This is a genomic window from Alteromonas abrolhosensis (genome assembly GCF_001953635.1).
GTDB lineage: Bacteria > Pseudomonadota > Gammaproteobacteria > Enterobacterales > Alteromonadaceae > Alteromonas > Alteromonas abrolhosensis.
Genome location: NZ_MEJH01000003.1, coordinates 1,157,708 through 1,175,097, shown reverse-complemented (window position 1 = coordinate 1,175,097; position 17,390 = coordinate 1,157,708). Strand labels below are relative to the sequence as shown.

Sequence of the window (17,390 nt, the reverse complement as noted above, 5' to 3'; positions counted from 1 at the left end):
GTTAGCGCTCCTCATCACTACGGGTGACACCATTAAAACGATAGAGTGCCGCGAGCATAACAAATGAAAATACCAGTAGTGCTAGCGATAGGTTATGTGCGCTTTTATATTCCAACGCTTCTACCTGCTCATATAGTGCAATTGACAGCACTTGAGTTTCCCCAGGAATATTGCCACCTATCATTAGCACTACGCCAAACTCGCCTATGGTATGAGCAAAGCTTAAGCCTAATGCCACCACAATGGGCGCTTTGCTTAAAGGCAGCACGATTTTCATAAAAGCTTCGGCGGCCGAAAAACCCAGCGTTTTTGCTACATCTAAATAACGGTTATCCAGTTGCGAAAAGCCGCTGTATAAAGGCTGTAGAGCAAATGGAAGAGAGTAGATAACTGACCCCAATACCAAACCTTCAAAGCTAAATACTAAATTGCTACCCGTTAGGCTTTGCCACCCCTGACCTAGCGTACTTTGCGGCGAAAAAGCAATAAGCAGATAAAACCCCAGCACAGTAGGCGGTAGCACTAAAGGCAACGCGAGTATCGACATAACCAAAGGCTTAGCTTTGCTCTGCCAGTTCGCTAAAAACCACGCTAGCGGTAGTGCGATTAACAACAGCAAGCTACTGGTTATAAATGCCAGCTTTAACGTTAGTAATATAGCTTCAAGTGTCGAGGCTCCAAAGAATTCCGTGACCATGTTTATTCACCCACACCAAATACAATGGCGGGCTCATAACCCCATTCAATTAGGCTGTGCTGCACACTTTTCGACATTAGATATTGCACAAACAAACTGGCCGATGAAACGCCATTAGCGTCTTTTAAACTAAACGATCTGGTAGTTTCTTCTTTCCCAGGGGCTGGCTCTTGTACTGGCGTGGTTGCATTTACGGTAGTAAGGGGGTCGAACAGATTCGGTGACAGTGAAGCGGCCGCTTTGCTATTAACCACCAGTGACTGAATAATAGGTTGGTACAAGTTTTCAGGGACAGGAATGATAACGGTGGTAGCTTCAGTGCTTTTTGCACTGACAACGCTTGTAAAACGAGAAGACAAATTAGGGTTTAACTCTGAAGGCAAGTCCAACGCCAACGAATACGCAACAAACGCCCCTTTCACGCTACCGGTAGTATAAAACTGCAGGGTTTGTAATACGTTTTTACCCATTACCCTGTGTGGTAAAAACTCTTGCCAAAGCGATAAGTTATGCAAAGTTTGCTGTGCAGCAATGCCATAGGGCGCAAGTTTGGGGTTAGCAATGGCTATCTTGCTTTGTGGTTCTTTAAATAACTGAACAAGCTGCTTAGATAAACAACCGGCAAGCTGAGTACCTAGTTGCGCGTTCGCATCTTCCTTAAATGCCCCCGAGGACTGTCCAGAAACTTGCTCTGAAAATGCCACCGAAAATTGCTCGCAATTTTTTTCACCGAATGTCTTGCTAGATTTCTTACTTGATAAATCGCCTGCATAGACAAACGCCAACTTGCCTTTAGCGTAATCCACCACATTATTTTTGTGCACCAGATTATTATCAGCCAGCGCTTGCGGTCTAGCGCGATCAGCCGACAAAAACACATCAAAGCTGGCACCGTGTTGAATTTGCGCGTAGAAAGTACCGCTAGAAGATACCGTTACCGCAACCTCTATGCCTGTAAGATCGGTAAACTGCTCAGCAATGCTTTTTAAAGGTTTTGCGAAGTTCGCCGCAACGGCAACGTTAATTTTTTCGTCGTGCTTGAAAGTAACCGAATGATTTTGCTTAGTGGAACTACTACTGCGGCTCTCATTTACTGACGTATTTGCCGCCTCAAAACGGCTCGCCTGTGCAGTAGAGATACTAATAACAGTAACACATGCCAAAAGTAGCGTGACCGAATAAATAAGGCTTGAAAGTCGCGTTGCTAAAGAAAAGAGCATTACTTTTTGCGCATCCACTTAAGTGCCGCTTTATCGTCAGATGCTTTCGCCTCAACCCATTCAGATTTATCGCCCTTAAATTCTTTTTTCCAAAGCGGTACCGACTGTTTAAGCATGTCCATTAAGTAGCTGGCCGCGTCAAATGCGGCTTGACGGTGTGGAGCCGCAGCACCTACCCACACAATTTGTTCGTTGTTGTATATGCGCCCTACTCTGTGCAGTGCGCCAGCACTGTTAAGTGAAAAGCGTTCGCTCGCTTGTTCAACAAGAAGCATTAACGCTTTTTCAGTCATACCCGGGTAATGCTCTAATTCAATACCGTCAATATCACCAGCGTTATTAAAATCTCGCACTAGCCCGGTAAAAGTAACGATAGCGCCGGTATTTCCGCTAGCCTTCTCGTCTGCCGAATGTTTTAGCCTTGCGTACAGCTCGCCTTGGTCGAAATCTTCAACTTGAACTAGCGCGAACATAGCTAGCCCCCTGTCACAGGTGGAAAAAGTGCCAGCTCATCGCCGTCGCTAAGTACTGTTTGGGTATCGCACAGTTCTTGATTACAAGCAGTTAGCACACTGCCCTCCAGCGCTAACTCCCATTTATCACTGCGAGTTTTAAGCTGCGATATTGCGGTTTCAACGGTGCTATTGTCACTTAAATAAAGCGCAATATTGTCCTCTCCCGTAATCTCTCGGGTTTGTGCGAATGTTTTAACCGTAACCTGCATGCTTTTCCTTAAAATGCTTTATTAACGTTTCTTTGTACGCGCAGATTGTTCTCTCCTAGCCTTACAAAGTCGTTAAACCTAAAGTACGTTGCCCTTTAAGCGCGCGTATACTTTTTGCGCGTTGCGTTTTGAACTTACTGTTCTTTTTACTGTTCTTGTTACCCTTTTATGTCTGCACTATGTGTCAGACTGCCAGTGGCCTGTCTTGCCGCCCTTTTTCTCCAATACTCGTATTCCTTCCATATGCATGCCAGGGTCGATGGCTTTGCACATATCAAATAAGGTTAACAGCGCCACATTTACGCCCGTGAGCGCTTCCATTTCAACGCCCGTTTTGCCGCTTAACTTGCAATAGCAAGTGGCTTTGATACGGTTTTGGTCAGCTTGAATGTCAAAATTAATATCCACCTTTGACAGTGCCAATGGGTGACACAGTGGAATAAGGTCAGCACAGCGTTTCGCCCCTTGAATACCCGCTACACGAGCAACTGCAAATACATCACCCTTTGCAATTTTTGCTTCTGAGATTTGGCGAATTACGTCTTCGCTTACGTACAAGAACCCCTCTGCTGTAGCTTCTCGCTTAGTAACGTCTTTGTCGCTAACGTCTACCATGTTGGCTTCGCCACCAGCGTTTAAATGGCTAAAGGTACTCATGCTTCCACCAGATGCTTTACGAAATTACACGGTCTAAAGTCGGCATCAAGCTGGCTAGATATAATTTTTTCCCACGCCGTACGACACGCGCCTGTTGAACCTGGCAGGCAGAAAATAACCGTATTATTGGCGAAGCCAGCTACTGCGCGAGACTGAATAGTTGACGTACCGATTTCTTCATAGCTAATTTGGCGAAATAGCTCTCCAAAGCCATCAACTTCTTTGTCGAACAAAACACTGATCGCTTCTGGCGTTGAGTCACGGTGGGTAAAGCCTGTACCACCAGTAATTAATACTGCGTGAATGTTTCTATCAGCAATCCATTTCGACACTACAGCGCGCTGCTGATAAATATCGTCTTTCACCAAATCGCGGTCGTAAAGATTATGGCCAACCGAGGTAAGCGCCTCTTTTAGATAGTCTCCTGACTTGTCGTTTTCGAGGGTGCGCGTATCCGAAATAGTTAAAACGGCAATATTAAGGGGTTGGCTGACAACTGACATATGAAATCCTAATTTGATATGCGACATTTTGGCGGTTTTTGATAAAGTACCAGCCAAAATACTAATTGGTAATCACTTTATAAGGGTGCATGCCATGAATTCAACAACTAAGTTGGCATAAACTATGTCTAAAAGCCTAACTAATCAGCAGGCTATGCGCTATAACCGCCATATTGTACTTCCCAAAGTCGACCTAAACGGTCAGGAAGCGTTGTTAAACGCAAATATCTGTATCATTGGCATTGGCGGGCTTGGCACCGCGGCCGCAACTAGTCTGTGTGCCAGCGGCGTTGGCTCGCTAACACTCATCGACCATGACATTGTAGAGACCACCAACCTGCCAAGGCAAACCTTGTTTAGCGAACAAGACGTGGGCACAAGCAAAGTGGAAGCGGCTAAATCGCGGCTTAATGCGATAAATAGCGACTGCAACATTACCGTAATAGCAAAGCCGTTTTCAGCGCCCGGCACTGCTCCACTATCGCCAACATTAAAACAGGCCATAGAACGTGCAGATGTTGTATTAGATTGCACTGACAACGTCGACTCGCGAGATGTAATCAATGAATTGTGTTTCAAACTGAATACACCGCTGGTTTCAGGCGCAGCCATTCGCTTTGAAGGCCAACTGTTCGTGGCAATACCTGGCAAAAGCCGTTGCTATGCGTGCCTACGAACCTTATTTGAATCGCCCGATTTAAGCTGCGTCGAGGCAGGGATTTTCTCTCCTGTGGTAAACATTGTTGGCACTTACCAAGCTATGTTAGCTATGCAAGTATTGATGGATTTCGATAACATTCCTAGAAACACGTTGATGACGTTTGATGCTTTGTCGCACGAGTGGCGAAACTGGAAGTTGCCTACAGGCGTGGATTGCGAGCTATGTGCTTGCTAAGTTTGCGTGCATTCGCTTCATGAATTTCAAAATCTGCGGTTTAAAACAGCAGAATTAAACAAAGAACAGACAGAAAATAGGTTGATTTAAATGACAACCCGAGTAGTTAAAAAACACATGGTAGTGGCGCAAAATGCGTCTGGCCGTAACATGAATGTACCCATTTATCGTATGAAGGGCGCGCGCCCTGGCCCCACCGTGTACATCCAGAGCTCAATTCACGGTGCTGAAGTGCAAGGTAACGTGGTTATTTACCATCTCATTCAGCGCCTGAAGAACATGGATATTTGCGGCGAGATTATCTTAGTGCCCAACTGTAATCCCATTGGTACAAACATTAAAGCCGGTGAATACACATTAGGACGTTTCGACCCTGTGAACGGCACAAACTGGAACCGTGGCTATTTCTTTGACAAAGGTGCAGTTGAGCATTTCGCCAAAACCGTCACCCGCGAAGAGTCGATTGAAGGCATAAAACAACGTTTTCGTGCACACCTGTCTAATGCTATCGACAACAAGTTGGCTGAACCCTGGGGTTTAGGGCTTGCGCAGCAGCTAAATCTAAAGCTACAGCAAATGGCGGTGAACGCCGACTTCGTACTAGATCTACACAACGGCCCAGTATCTACCCGCCACGTTTATATTCCCGAATACGCCAAAGACAGCGCCAAACTATTTAACATTCCACACTGTATTTTTATTCCGAACGTATTTGCAGGCGCATTAGACGAAGCAACATTTTGCCCGTGGTGGACACTGCAAGAAAGTATAAAAACTAATTTAGAGCGTGAGATCAGCTTTAACGTTGAAGCCTTTACCCTTGAAATGGGTAGCCAAGAAGTTATCGACTTTAATGAAGGCAATATAGACGCCACCAGTATTCTTAGCTACCTAAACGCCAAAGGTGTATTGCACGAGTGCGATATTAAACCGAAAGAGATGCAGCGTTTAGGCGTGTATTTAAAAGACTATAAAACCCTGTTTACTAACTGGGGCGGCATGGTGGAGTACATGGCGAAACCAGGCCAAACAGTTAAGAAAGGTGAGCCGCTAGCCCAAATTTTAAATATTGACGACCTAGATACGGACAACGGCAGCAGAACGCTAGAAGCGCCCTGCGATCTTATCCCTATTTTACACTTCCCTTCAGCTTCAGTGTTGAGTGGCACGCAGTTGTATAAGGTGTTTACTAACTATCGGGAGTTGTAAAACACTGCCCGCCCGTCGGTTGAACAGAAAATGAGTCAGCGCGCAAGCCAATACCCTAATTCTGATAGAACCCATGATGGATTAGCGCAGTTGTAACAATCAACCGGACAACTTGAAAATGCATTGAAGCACTGTAATCACAGTCTTAATTTCGCCGTTCCCGAATCTAGCAGTTATAAGAATTATGAATTGCGTTGCGACAAAATTAGAAACACTTTAGGTACATCGGATTAGCCTAGCGCTAAATGCAAACTTTAACGTCCCCTGTCCTGCTGTGACGTTCTGTTTTCGTAGAGGAAAGCGCGTGGCTATGAAATGTATTTTTTATTTATTGACCTTTACAGCAGGTAAAGTTCTAAATTAACTAACCTAAACCCTTGCTCGTTTACCTTTTTTTAACATCAATTTAAGCTATGCTGTTATTGAGTAGAAAAAACAAGTCGGTAGTCATGAAGTTAAACTTAAGCGCGTTACTGATCGGAGCATTTTTTAGTACGGTTCTAAATGCTTCGCCTCAGCCCCAAGCAACACCAGATGTTACGGTGGTTAAGGTTCCCTACATTAGCCGTCAGACTACTCATGTCGAATACCTACACAGATTATTGGCACTGGCGCTAGAGAATACGAAAGCTGAATTTGGCGAGTATCGCATACAATATCACGACACAGAAATTCAGCCTGAACGGCAGTTGAGAGAATTAGAAAAAGGTGAGCTCGTAAGTGTTACCTTTTCCCACGCCAAAGCGAAATGGGACGATGCATCCATTCGAGTGCCTTTTCCTTTGGCAAAAGGTTTAGGCAGTTATCGATTCTTCTTTACGTTACCAAAACACTTACCTGCGCTGGAAAAAGTTAATTCGCTGCAGGATTTTTATCAATTCTCTTTCGGGCAAGGCCGAGGTTGGTCTACGGCAACCATACTTGAAGAATATCAATTCCGAGTGGTTTACAGCAGCCGCTATGTTGGGCTGTTCATCATGTTGGAGTCAGAGCGATTTGACCTTCTCATGCGCGGTTCTTTTGAAATTCTAGGTGAGGAGCAGCACCTTAAAACTGCGCACCCTGAGATCATCTATTCCCCTGACATCGCTATGCTGACTTTACTCCCCATGTACTTCTATGTGTCAGATACACAACCTGAGTTAGCGACACGTTTAGAACAGGGCCTGAAGGCAGCGTATGAAAGTGGCGAATTTGACAAGCTATTTGCTATGTATTTTAACGATGCTAGGGCGCTTGTGAATTCACCGTCGCTCCGTTCGTTTTGGATTGATAATAAAAATGTGGACAAGGAAGAGTACTACGAAATTAAGCCTTATCTGTTACCCGAGTTAGTCGAAAAAATTGAGCCTATTATACAGCCTGCGCACCATGAGCTTTAGGCTCTCGGCCGCAGGAAGCAATATTGACGCTGTGTATAAAAATTTAAGCCGTGCCGCTGCGTTTCTTTGCGGCACTAGCTTATCTGAGCTACCTTGTCATCAACAGCGGTAGCTAGCACATTTTAAATAGGCGAACCTGGCGGTAGCGGCTCTACTTCAAAGCTACTTGGCCATGTCTTAGTAGTCCAATAGCTATCAAATTGTTCTTTCAGTATTTCATACTGATTATCGTCGGCTTCATCGTCTAACCATTCGCTGAATTCAAGCAGGGCAAGTTCGGCCTCCATTCTTACTTCAGGCGCTAGCTTTTCATTAGTAACCGCCTGCATAACAGCGTTCAACGCCACTAACTGTAAGCGTTTTGCTAATGGGCTTTGTGACTTATTTTTATACCAGTGAACGTTAAGTATTTGCTTCACCAGCATAGAAACGCCTACTTTTTTACGTCTGTCATTAGTGCTTCTTGTTTGCCACTCTAAGCGGTTTAAGCGCTCTGGGTGCAATAGTAATTCAAACGCAAAGTTAGATGCTGAAGCGGCGGCAGAAACAGGGTCTAACATTAACCCCATTTTGCCCTTAAAGTGCTCGCGAGTAATATCGTCGCCATAGGCTGTAGGTGGAATAAGGGCGAGTACCGATTCAGGTATAGTCAGGTAATCAGCGGTAGTGGCAGTAATTAACTGTTGCATTGCGCGCTGCTGCACCGCAGGTGCTACAAACTGTTGGCCTTGTGCCTGGGTGTAGTCACCTTTGCGTTCGTATTCATACACTAAACCGCCGACTTGCTTTGCTACAGCTTCTAGCTGATAGCGGTGAAGCAAGTAAATAGGTACTAAAGCATTTTCAAGAGAGGATAAACTGCTATTTGGGCTTAAGGTGTCTAAACCTAAATTGGCTAACGCCAGTTCGCGTACTTGTGAAATTTCATCGAAGGCATCTAGCGGATTGCTACCGTTTTCCCACATATGGCCGTTTGCTGATGCATGACGACTACTGCGCGTATCTGGGTCTGACTTAAAACTTAAACCCTCATTACGGCCTTTTACGATAATCTTTGCCAAGGCTTCGGCTTCTTCTACGCCGCTGGCAAAGTCTTGATAGCCATACGCTACGGCGTGAATATCCCATGCGCCTATGCCTTTATCATACGCGCCTTCCAAGCTAATTTTGTCGTTTCTAATACTAATTTTGGGGTGAGGATAATCCATTACCGACGCACGGTTATTTTCACTTGCCGCAAAGTTGTGGGCTATACCCAATGTGTGCCCTACTTCGTGGGCTGAAAGCTGCCTAATGCGGTCTAAAGCCATTTCTTGCTGTGCAGTGGTGTCGGTGCTGCCGTCCTTAAATGGGCTGGTTAGGCCAAGGGCAATTAAATAATCTTGTCTTACACGCAATGAGCCGAGCGTAACGTGACCTTTGATAATTTCACCAGTGCGCGGGTCGACAACCGACGAACCATACGACCAACCGCGCGTTGCGCGATGTACCCAGTTGATTACGTTATAGCGCACGTCCATTGGGTCGGCACCTTCGGGCAATACTTTCACCTGAAACGCGTCTTTGTAGCCTGCGGCTTCATAGGCTTGATTCCACCAGCTCGCCCCTTCTTTAAGCGCGGTCATTACGGGCTCTGGAATACCTGGGTCTAGGTAATAAACAATAGGCTCCTCTGCTTCGCTCATTGCAGCGTGCGGGGTTTTCTTGTTTAAACGATGGCGGGTAATAAAACGCTGTTCGGTTGGCTCGCTGATAGGCGTTGAATAATCAAAGTAACTGAATTTCCAATAGCCTGAGTAAGGGTGGTACTCTCTTGGCGTGTAATTGTCGTCAGGCAATGCCACAAACGAATGATGCAAGTGCACCGACAAGCTTTCTGGATCGGGCGTAACTTGCTGTACATATTCGCCTGGCTTCTTACCTGCAAAGGTGACTAAAGCCTCTAATTCAGTGTTCTTTTCAAAGCCTTTGGTTTTAGGTAAATACACGCCGCTTCGCATTTTATCTACGCCAAAGCTTCCTTGGTTAGTAGCTGCTAAGCGATTGCCAATGCCATGGATATCGCTTAACAAGAACGGAGTGTAATCAATAAGACTAGCGCTATCGCTTTTGGCTACCAGCGTAAAACCTGCGATAACCGAATCAGCGAAGGCTTCATCAATGCTTTGTTTTTCAGCATCGCCACCATGGACTGCTCGGTATTTGGTGTTGTGCTGCTTTAATAAAACCTTGTTTCCAAATTTTTCAAAGCTTACCAAGCGCGTATCGCCTAGCTGGCCGCGATCAAGGCCTATATCGTTAGACCCTACGCCGTAAGGCAAGCTGCTTTGAAACAGGTATTCGGCGTGGTCTGTTGGCACCGCCAAGTAAACTTTGTCACTTTCATCGTCATAGTAAACAGGAATTAAACCATCTTTTTTGGTCATATCGCTGGTGAATTCACCAATGCTTGGCAGCGCTGCCAATGCGGAAGACGTAGACACGACAAATAATACCGTAATCGCAATGGCCGATTTTCCCGATGCTTTTACTTGTCGCGCCGCTTTATGAAAAATGTTCAATTGCAGCATGCAGTTAGTCCTTATTATTGTGAATTTCTAGCCTACCCTATGTGGTGGCTTTTGCCCATGGCAGTTCATCGTTTAAATGCGCTCTTTTTGCTTGTTATTTAGCTGTGAACAGGCTTGGTTTTTCCTACCGAAGGTAATGCACTAAAAACGCAACTATATAGAATAAACCAGCTAGCATTGACTCTGCTTAATTGCCGTTTATAAGTTCAAAAACATAAGCGACAACAAATTGTTTGATCTTGGTCAACACCAATCGTTGTTTGGCTTGTAGAGGTATTTAACGGCTTATAAAATCCGCCGCCTTGTTTAAAGCGTCTAGTAGCGGTTTTTATCTATGACTTCAAAATTATCACCTAATCGCAGTTCTTCTAACCTACGTGAAGACCCAGATTCAACATTGCCAAACCAAATGTTAATCGCGCCAGAGCTACTTGCACCTGCCGGTAGCTTACGCAACATGCGCTACGCTTTTGCCTATGGCGCCGATGCTGTTTATGCTGGGCAGCCACGCTACTCACTTCGCGTAAGAAACAACGAATTCAGCCTTGAGAACTTAGCTATGGGCATAAAAGAAGCACACGCTCTAGGTAAAAAGTTCTACGTAGTAAGCAACATTGCTCCCCACAACAGTAAGCTAGGTACCTACTTAAAAGATATTTCACCAGTAATTGCTATGAAGCCCGATGCGTTAATTATGTCAGACCCAGGGCTTATTATGATGGTACGCGACGCCTTCCCTGAAATGCCTATTCACCTAAGTGTACAGGCTAATGCAGTGAACTATGCCACGGTGAAGTTTTGGCAGAAGCAAGGCATAGAGCGCGTTATTTTGTCGCGAGAGCTCTCTTTGGAAGAAATTGAAACTATTCGCGAGCATGTTCCAGACATGGAATTGGAAGTGTTTGTGCATGGCGCGCTTTGTATGGAGTATTCGGGGCGCTGCTTATTGTCTGGATATATGAATAAACGCGATCCTAATCAGGGCACTTGTACCAATGCTTGTCGATGGTCTTACGATGTTAAGGCAGGCGAGGAAAACGAAACTGGCGACATCGTTCTAACCAATGAGATTAATAAGGCAGTTACAGCACCTCAAGTGGTAATTCCTACCCTTGGTGAAGGCACGCCAAGCTCCCAAGTGTTTATGTTAGAAGAAAAAGAAAAGCCTGGAGAACTGATGCCAGCTTTTGAAGACGAACATGGCACCTATATTATGAATTCTAAAGATTTGCGTGCCGTGCAACATGTTGGCAGGTTAACCCAAATGGGCGTGCATAGTTTAAAAATAGAAGGCCGCACTAAATCACATTACTACTGTGCCCGAACCGCTCAAGTCTATAGAAAAGCAATTGACGACGCGGTTGCAGGAAAGCCATTCGATAATTCGTTAATGGGAAGTTTGGAAAGCTTAGCCCATCGAGGTTATACCGAAGGTTTCTTGCGTCGCCATGCGCACCACGCGTATCAGAACTATGAGTATGGCCACTCAGTCAGCGATAAACAGCAATTTGTTGGTGAAGTGATTGATCGTTGTGAAGAGTCTGGCTATGCAATTATAAACGTTAAAAATAAATTCTGTGTAGGTGACTCGCTTGAGTTGATGACGCCAAGCGGCAACATTACCTTTACTCTAAATGAGATGCTGGATAAGAGAAACCATTCTATTACGGATGCTAAGGGTTCAGGACACCAAGTAAGAATACCGATACCTGGCGATGTGTCTCTAAATTTTGCCCTACTGCTGCGAAACCTAGATGAAGGCGTTGATACCCGCAACCCGTTTCGAAAAGCACCTAGTGCAGTAACACTCGAAAACGCGAGCGAGGCATAATGCATGGCACTGCTTATTCTTAATAGCTGCATTAACTGCGACATGTGCGAACCCGAATGCCCTAATGCCGCTATAAGCATGGGTAATAAAGTGTATGAAATAGACCCGTTACGCTGTACAGAATGCGTGGGGCATTACGATGCACCTACTTGCATAGCGGTATGCCCTATCGATGTGGTTAAGCCCGACCCGCACAATAAAGAATCACTAGACGAGCTGGCCGAAAAGTTTGTTCGTTTAAATAGTTAGCTATGAAGTAAGTCAGCGAGTTAATTGTACTTCTCGAAGAATTCCCTTGAATCATGACCAAGAGTGATCACTAATTGCGGTACAGTTTGAATTGGCACTTACTAATAAGGGTTTTATTTTGAAGTTTGCCTCTCGCGCTACGGCGATCTCTCCGTTTCTTGCTATGGCCTATGGCGAAAAAGCCACGACACTAGAACAGCAAGGTAAAGATGTTATAAGACTTAATTTAGGCGAGCCTGATTTCGGCGCACCCGCGGCAGTACTCGCGGCAATGAAAGAAAGCTTGAGTGCCCCAGATTTTCCCTATACCTCAGCGCTGGGCATGCCTGAACTACGTGAAGCCATTGCACGCTTTTATAAAGTTAAACATGGCGTAGCGGTAAGCGCTTCTAGAGTGGTAGTGACCGCTGGGGCTTCTGGCGCTTTACTTTTGGCGAGTGCTGCCTTGGTTGAACCAGGCGACAACGTGATATTGGGCGACCCGTCTTACCCCTGTAATCGACGTTTTTTAAACGCATTTGGCGCAAAGGTAACGCTGGTGCCAACACGCAGTGAGGATAACTTTCAGCTAACCGCAACAAGTGTTGCCGATAATTGGAAGCACAACACGAAAGGTGTACTTATTGCCACACCTGCCAATCCTACTGGTACGGTTATAGATGCAGAAGAGTTGACTAAAATTGGCGAGTACTGCAAATCCAAAGGTGGCTTTTTAATTGTTGACGAAATTTACTTGGATCTATCGCTTTCGGCTGATCTTGATATACGCAATGATACATTCGCTTCCCAATCGACCTTGGGCACTGATACCACACTTCAAACCGTACTTGCCAATGCACAGCTTGAAGAAACAGTGGTCGTAATAAACAGTTTTTCCAAATATTTTGGTATGACCGGCTGGCGTCTTGGCTGGTGTGTGATACCTGAAGCGATGACGCCCATCGTTGAAAAGCTCGCGCAGAATTTGTTTATTTGCCCCTCTACCCTCTCGCAAAAGGCTGCTCTTGCGTGCTTTACACCAGAAGCATTGGCGCAATGCGAGCGAAACCGCCATACGCTGGAAAAGCGTGCTTCCCTTGTTTTTAGTGCACTTGAAAATATGGGGCTTGGTTTAGATGCAAAGCCTGACGGTGCGTTTTACGCCTACATCAATATTAAGCACACAGGGCTAAGTGCAATTGAATTTTGTGATGCCCTACTTTCACAACATCATGTAGCGCTTACGCCGGGTAATGATTTTGGTGAGCACAATGCCAACCATTACGTAAGACTGTCTTTCGCCACTAGCATTGAGCGCTTGGAGGAAGGGCTTTCACGGCTGGCTGAGTTTGTAGAATCATTAAGCTAACGGTTTTTTATGCTCACCATTTAATTTCGTGAATAGACAAATATTACCGAAAAAAATGATAGATATGGGTGCTTGTGCGTATATTGAGTAACGCATATTGATGACACGTGTCGAAACGAAATAAAACAGGACAAAACAATGAGTAACGAACGGGAATTTGATGTAGTTATTTTCGGTGCTACAGGTTTTACGGGCAAATTAGTAGCTGAATATTTTCAGGCGCAGTATGGCAGCGACAGCAGTGTAAAATGGGCAGTTGCTGGTCGTAACGAAGCAAAGCTTAACGATGTAAAACAGGAGTTAGGCATTAGTGATAGTGTAGCTAGCATTGTAGCCGATGGTGACGATGCCGAAGCACTCGATGCCATGACAAAGCGCACGGCGGTAGTACTTACCACTGTTGGTCCATACCAAATTTACGGCGAAAAATTACTTTCTGCGTGCGTCGATAACGGCACTGGCTATACGGATTTATGTGGTGAGCCAGCGTGGATGCACCAAATGATCAACAAATATGAAGCGAAAGCCAAAGAAACCGGCGCTAACATTGTGTTCTCGTGTGGCTTTGACTCTGTTCCTTTTGACCTTGGTGTGCACTACCTTCAAGAACATGCCAAGAAGCAAACTGGCGATGTCATTGAATATGTAAAAGGTCGCGTTCGTAAAATGCAGGGCACGTTCTCTGGCGGTACGGCTGCCAGTTTAAAAGCGACCATGGCGGCTGCGCACAAAGATAAGTCTGTCATGGCTGCGCTTATAAACCCGCACTCATTAACCGATGGTGCGTCAAATCAGCCACAGCCCGATGGCAACAAACCTTACTTCGATGAGCAGCTAGGTTCATGGGTGGCACCATTTATTATGGCGGCCATCAATACTAAAAACGTTCATCGAACGAACTATCTGGGCGGATACAACTACGGCAAGAACTTTCAGTATGACGAAATGTTGATGACCGGCCCAGGCGAGAAAGGTGAAGCCATGGCGAATCACGTTGCCAAAGATAAGTCGCTTGCAAGTGATGATGGCCCTAAACCAGGTGAAGGCCCGAGCAAAGAAGAGCGCGAAAATGGCTTTTACGATGTGATGTTTGTGGGCACAGCTAAAAATGGAGACATGCTTGCCGTATCGGTAAAAGGCGACAAGGATCCAGGCTACGGCTCTACCAGTAAAATGATTTCAGAATCTGCCCTTTGCTTATGCAAAGACGTTAGTTTATCTGGTGGTTTCTTCACACCTGCGGCAGCACTCGGTAACAAGCTTATCAGCCGTTTAGAAGATAAAGCAGGCTTAACGTTTACTATCGAGAAGTAGCCATTCAAAAAACGAAGGCTGAACCCAAATTGCGCTCAGCCTTTTCTCTCTGCGCTAGGTGTTATTGTTGTTTTTTAAGCGAGTACCGCTTTTAATGCTTTAACGCACGCGTCAGTTTCTTCAGGTGTACCTACACTAATACGTGACCAGGAGTCGTACCCAGGCCATGTGCGCCCTACAACCTTTATACCTTGAGCTTTCATCTTTTCTGAAAATTTATCGTGCGGCATGCCCGTATCTATGTAAATAAAATTCCCTTGTGGATTTGGCGCAAACCGCTGCTTTAACTCTTTGGCTACTTTCACTAACTTTTCGCGCTCAGTTTTAATGCGTGAGCGCATCGTGTCTAAGTTCTCATGGTCATCCATACTCGCCATACCCGCTACTAATGCTAAGTAGTTCACACCACCCATGCGCAGCATACCGCCCATTGTTTTAGCTTGCTCAGCAGGCATGATGGCGTAACCTAGACGCTGGCCCGCCATGGCGTGAATCTTAGAGAAAGTGCGGCAAATCACCACATTGTACCCTTCAGCTACTAACTTTGATTGCACATTAGCGGGGTAAGCATCAGACATTTCAATGTAGGCTTCGTCAATGAAGACTTGCGCTTTCTTCGATACGCGTTTAGCAAAAGCGGTAAGCTTCTCTGCATCTACCATGCTACCTGTCGGGTTATTTGGATTGCATACATACACGGCGGTAGTATCTTCGGTTACCGCTGCTTCAATGGCATCCAGATCAAAGGTCATATCATTGGCTAGCGGCACGTAGGTCACATCTGCCCCCATGAACTCAGCGCCCCGTGGTACGCCTTCGTAGGTTGCCATAGACGTAACCAGCTTGTTGCCGTTTTTGGTGATCCAGTCAGCATAGCCAAACAGAATAGGTGAAGAGCCGTTTGTGATAACGATTTGATCAGCAGATACGCCTTCTTGCTTAGCAATTTTTTGCGCTAACACTTCCACCGTAGCGTCGGTATAACGCGCTAGGTTTAACAGCTCGCTTTGCATTGCCTTTGCGGCTTTTTGCGAGGGCCCAAAAGCATTTTCATTCGACGATAGGCGAATAAGACCATCGTTTACATTAGGGGTAGCGGATGGAAAGTGTTCAGTTTGCATACCTGCGGCACGAAGGTCGCCCATAATACTGTCAACGCTGGTACTTAGCGCTACTGCTCCTGCACCTAATCCCACTGACTTTAACCAATTACGCCGTGAAGAATTCACGGTGCTCTGTTGCTCATTTTTATTCATATTTCGCTCTGCCTTCCGTCTACTTTCACTTTAGACTAAAGGCTTAATTTTGAACGCGCAATAGCATAAAGACCCTAACCCATTGACATTAATGCACTTTTTACGTGCATATGGCGCACTAAAATTGACAACATACGAAGTTTTAACGCGTTAAGCCGTTACATTGCGGTGCAGCGTTATTTTGTGGTTTTTGGCGTTTGCGATGAATGACATTTTTTCTGATGTTAAAGGCGTAGCACTCTCTTGCTATTGGTTCTTCGCACTTGAAGCCTGCCTTTTAAACGACTGTGTAATCCATCTATATAAATACAAAGTAAAAATTACGACGAAACATTCATCGATTACCCAGTGTGCAAAACAGGAGTTAAATATGGCTAAGGACCACGGTAACCAAATTAAAAACGACGATACTTACGAAGCCCTTCGCGACGAAGGCTATAGCAAAGAGAAGTCGGCGCGCATTGCCAATGCGCAAGCAAATAGCAAACAAACGCCTTCTAAAGATGGTGGAAAAGGCCAAAAGTACGAGGATCGCACTAAAGAGGAACTGTATCAAAAGGCCAAGGAAGTGGGTATTGAAGGTCGCTCTAAAATGAGCAAAGACGAATTAATTGATGCTCTTCGTAATCACTAGAAATATCACTTTGGCCGTTACGACGTACCGTTAACGGTATGCAACAACGGCCAGCATTAAATTTGAGCGCTTACGTATTATCAATGCCCCGCTACTGCGCCTTCCACTGTTCATATTCAAGCTGCGCTTTGCGCATTTTAATCATTAACTCGGTCAGTTCAGGGTCTTTCTTAATGACCTTTTCCATATAGGCAAAAGACTCATTTCTTTCATCAACCGTTAAGTCCTCGATATCTTTCATGGTTGGCTTAGGCATTTGCTGTCTAAGCGCCTGTTGAGTTTCCTTATACATTCGGTCAAGCGCATACTGAGGATAGCAGACAGTCTTCTTGATTCGGCTATTTATAAATGATTCCTTTCTGCATTTTACTTTGAATTTTTTGTTGTCCGCTAGATCGTTAAAGCGTCTAAAAAAATCCAATTCCGTTCGCTGGATTTTGCGTAGGAAAAAACCACTATTCTTATTGACTTTTCCTTTTACCTCAATGACTTCTACATCCTTGGGGTCAACAAACTCTTCTTTGTCGCTAGTTTGTGACGTGGCGCTAGCCATGCCGCCAATAAATACACCAGCCACCAATATTAATGAAAACCGTGAGGGAGAAGCGAAATTGACGCGTTTTATAAGATTCACAGGATGCCTCCTTGCTTTCCTATTAGATAAAAATAAAGGTACTGGAGGTTTTAACCTCCCGTATTAAGTTTCTATTTCGAGTATTAATTTGTGACTTAGGTAAGTCAAGGCAACTAATTTTAGAAATGTAAGCATTTGTGAACCTGTTGCGGCTTATACAGCTTTGATGGGTAAGGAAAGCCATAGAGGGGTAACGATGCAGGGCTGCGAAAACACCAAGGGCGGCGGGAACCGAATCATGGCTCACTCTCGGCAGTACCTCGCCTT

General features: G+C 45.2%; 17 protein-coding genes. 8 read left to right on the top strand and 9 right to left on the bottom strand.

Going from position 1 to position 17,390, the window contains the following annotated elements:
* Position 1: 1 nt before the first annotated feature.
* From modB to moaB, 6 genes are all read right to left on the bottom strand, one after another.
* A complete protein-coding gene (gene modB / locus BGK61_RS07200; protein ID WP_076012215.1) occupies positions 2–697 on the bottom strand; it encodes a molybdate ABC transporter permease subunit in 696 nt (231 codons plus the stop codon).
* Positions 698–699: 2 nt separating this feature from the next.
* Positions 700–1,935, bottom strand: a complete 1,236-nt coding sequence (gene modA, locus BGK61_RS07195) for a molybdate ABC transporter substrate-binding protein (RefSeq protein ID WP_076012214.1) — start codon at positions 1,933–1,935, stop codon at positions 700–702.
* A complete protein-coding gene (locus BGK61_RS07190; protein ID WP_076012213.1) occupies positions 1,917–2,390 on the bottom strand; it encodes a molybdenum cofactor biosynthesis protein MoaE in 474 nt (157 codons plus the stop codon). Before BGK61_RS07190 ends, modA begins: the two co-directional genes overlap by 19 nt.
* A 2-nt stretch (positions 2,391–2,392) precedes the next feature.
* The gene (locus BGK61_RS07185; RefSeq protein WP_076012212.1) at positions 2,393–2,641 is read right to left on the bottom strand and encodes a MoaD/ThiS family protein; all 249 of its coding nucleotides are present in this window, start codon (positions 2,639–2,641) and stop codon (positions 2,393–2,395) included.
* A gap of 177 nt (positions 2,642–2,818) precedes the next feature.
* Entirely contained in the window at positions 2,819–3,298 is a 480-nt protein-coding gene (gene moaC, locus BGK61_RS07180) for a cyclic pyranopterin monophosphate synthase MoaC (RefSeq protein ID WP_076012211.1), read from the bottom strand.
* Positions 3,295–3,801, bottom strand: coding sequence for a molybdenum cofactor biosynthesis protein B (gene moaB, locus BGK61_RS07175; RefSeq protein ID WP_108721587.1), 507 nt, complete (start codon positions 3,799–3,801; stop codon positions 3,295–3,297). The genes moaC and moaB overlap by 4 nt, the downstream gene beginning before the upstream one ends.
* Positions 3,802–3,925: 124 nt before the next feature.
* On the opposite strand from moaB, the gene BGK61_RS07170 reads away from it, so the two are divergent.
* From BGK61_RS07170 to BGK61_RS07160, 3 genes are all read left to right on the top strand, one after another.
* Positions 3,926–4,696: a HesA/MoeB/ThiF family protein gene (locus BGK61_RS07170; protein ID WP_076012210.1), complete on the top strand. Its 771-nt coding sequence runs from the start codon at positions 3,926–3,928 to the stop codon at positions 4,694–4,696.
* Positions 4,697–4,786: 90 nt separating this feature from the next.
* Positions 4,787–5,905, top strand: coding sequence for a M14 family metallopeptidase (locus tag BGK61_RS07165; protein ID WP_076012209.1), 1,119 nt, complete (start codon positions 4,787–4,789; stop codon positions 5,903–5,905).
* Positions 5,906–6,354: 449 nt separating this feature from the next.
* Complete coding sequence (locus BGK61_RS07160) at positions 6,355–7,287, top strand: hypothetical protein (RefSeq protein ID WP_076012208.1); 933 nt, start codon at positions 6,355–6,357, stop codon at positions 7,285–7,287.
* A gap of 122 nt (positions 7,288–7,409) precedes the next feature.
* Here the strand turns inward: BGK61_RS07160 and BGK61_RS07155 are convergent, their stop codons facing one another.
* The gene (locus BGK61_RS07155) at positions 7,410–9,857 is read right to left on the bottom strand and encodes a zinc-dependent metalloprotease (protein WP_076012207.1); all 2,448 of its coding nucleotides are present in this window, start codon (positions 9,855–9,857) and stop codon (positions 7,410–7,412) included.
* A 409-nt stretch (positions 9,858–10,266) separates the two neighbouring features.
* On the opposite strand from BGK61_RS07155, the gene trhP reads away from it, so the two are divergent.
* The 4 genes from trhP (at position 10,267) to BGK61_RS07135 (ending at position 14,599) form a co-directional block, all read left to right on the top strand.
* Positions 10,267–11,688 (top strand): prephenate-dependent tRNA uridine(34) hydroxylase TrhP, encoded by a 1,422-nt coding sequence (gene trhP, locus BGK61_RS07150; RefSeq protein ID WP_076012218.1) that lies wholly within the window; start codon positions 10,267–10,269, stop codon positions 11,686–11,688.
* A gap of 3 nt (positions 11,689–11,691) precedes the next feature.
* The gene (locus tag BGK61_RS07145) at positions 11,692–11,937 is read left to right on the top strand and encodes a YfhL family 4Fe-4S dicluster ferredoxin (RefSeq protein ID WP_076012206.1); all 246 of its coding nucleotides are present in this window, start codon (positions 11,692–11,694) and stop codon (positions 11,935–11,937) included.
* Positions 11,938–12,055: 118 nt separating this feature from the next.
* Complete coding sequence (locus BGK61_RS07140; RefSeq protein ID WP_076012217.1) at positions 12,056–13,285, top strand: aminotransferase class I/II-fold pyridoxal phosphate-dependent enzyme; 1,230 nt, start codon at positions 12,056–12,058, stop codon at positions 13,283–13,285.
* A 138-nt stretch (positions 13,286–13,423) separates the two neighbouring features.
* Complete coding sequence (locus BGK61_RS07135; protein WP_076012205.1) at positions 13,424–14,599, top strand: saccharopine dehydrogenase family protein; 1,176 nt, start codon at positions 13,424–13,426, stop codon at positions 14,597–14,599.
* A gap of 74 nt (positions 14,600–14,673) precedes the next feature.
* On the opposite strand, the gene BGK61_RS07130 is transcribed toward BGK61_RS07135, so the two are convergent.
* Positions 14,674–15,855, bottom strand: a complete 1,182-nt coding sequence (locus BGK61_RS07130; RefSeq protein WP_076012204.1) for a pyridoxal phosphate-dependent aminotransferase — start codon at positions 15,853–15,855, stop codon at positions 14,674–14,676.
* Between the two features lie 370 nt (positions 15,856–16,225).
* Here BGK61_RS07130 and BGK61_RS07125 point away from each other — a divergent pair, with 370 nt between their 5' ends.
* Entirely contained in the window at positions 16,226–16,489 is a 264-nt protein-coding gene (locus BGK61_RS07125) for a DUF7218 family protein (RefSeq protein WP_014998664.1), read from the top strand.
* A gap of 91 nt (positions 16,490–16,580) precedes the next feature.
* Here the strand turns inward: BGK61_RS07125 and BGK61_RS07120 are convergent, their stop codons facing one another.
* The gene (locus BGK61_RS07120; RefSeq protein ID WP_076012203.1) at positions 16,581–17,123 is read right to left on the bottom strand and encodes a hypothetical protein; all 543 of its coding nucleotides are present in this window, start codon (positions 17,121–17,123) and stop codon (positions 16,581–16,583) included.
* Positions 17,124–17,390: the final 267 nt, after the last annotated feature.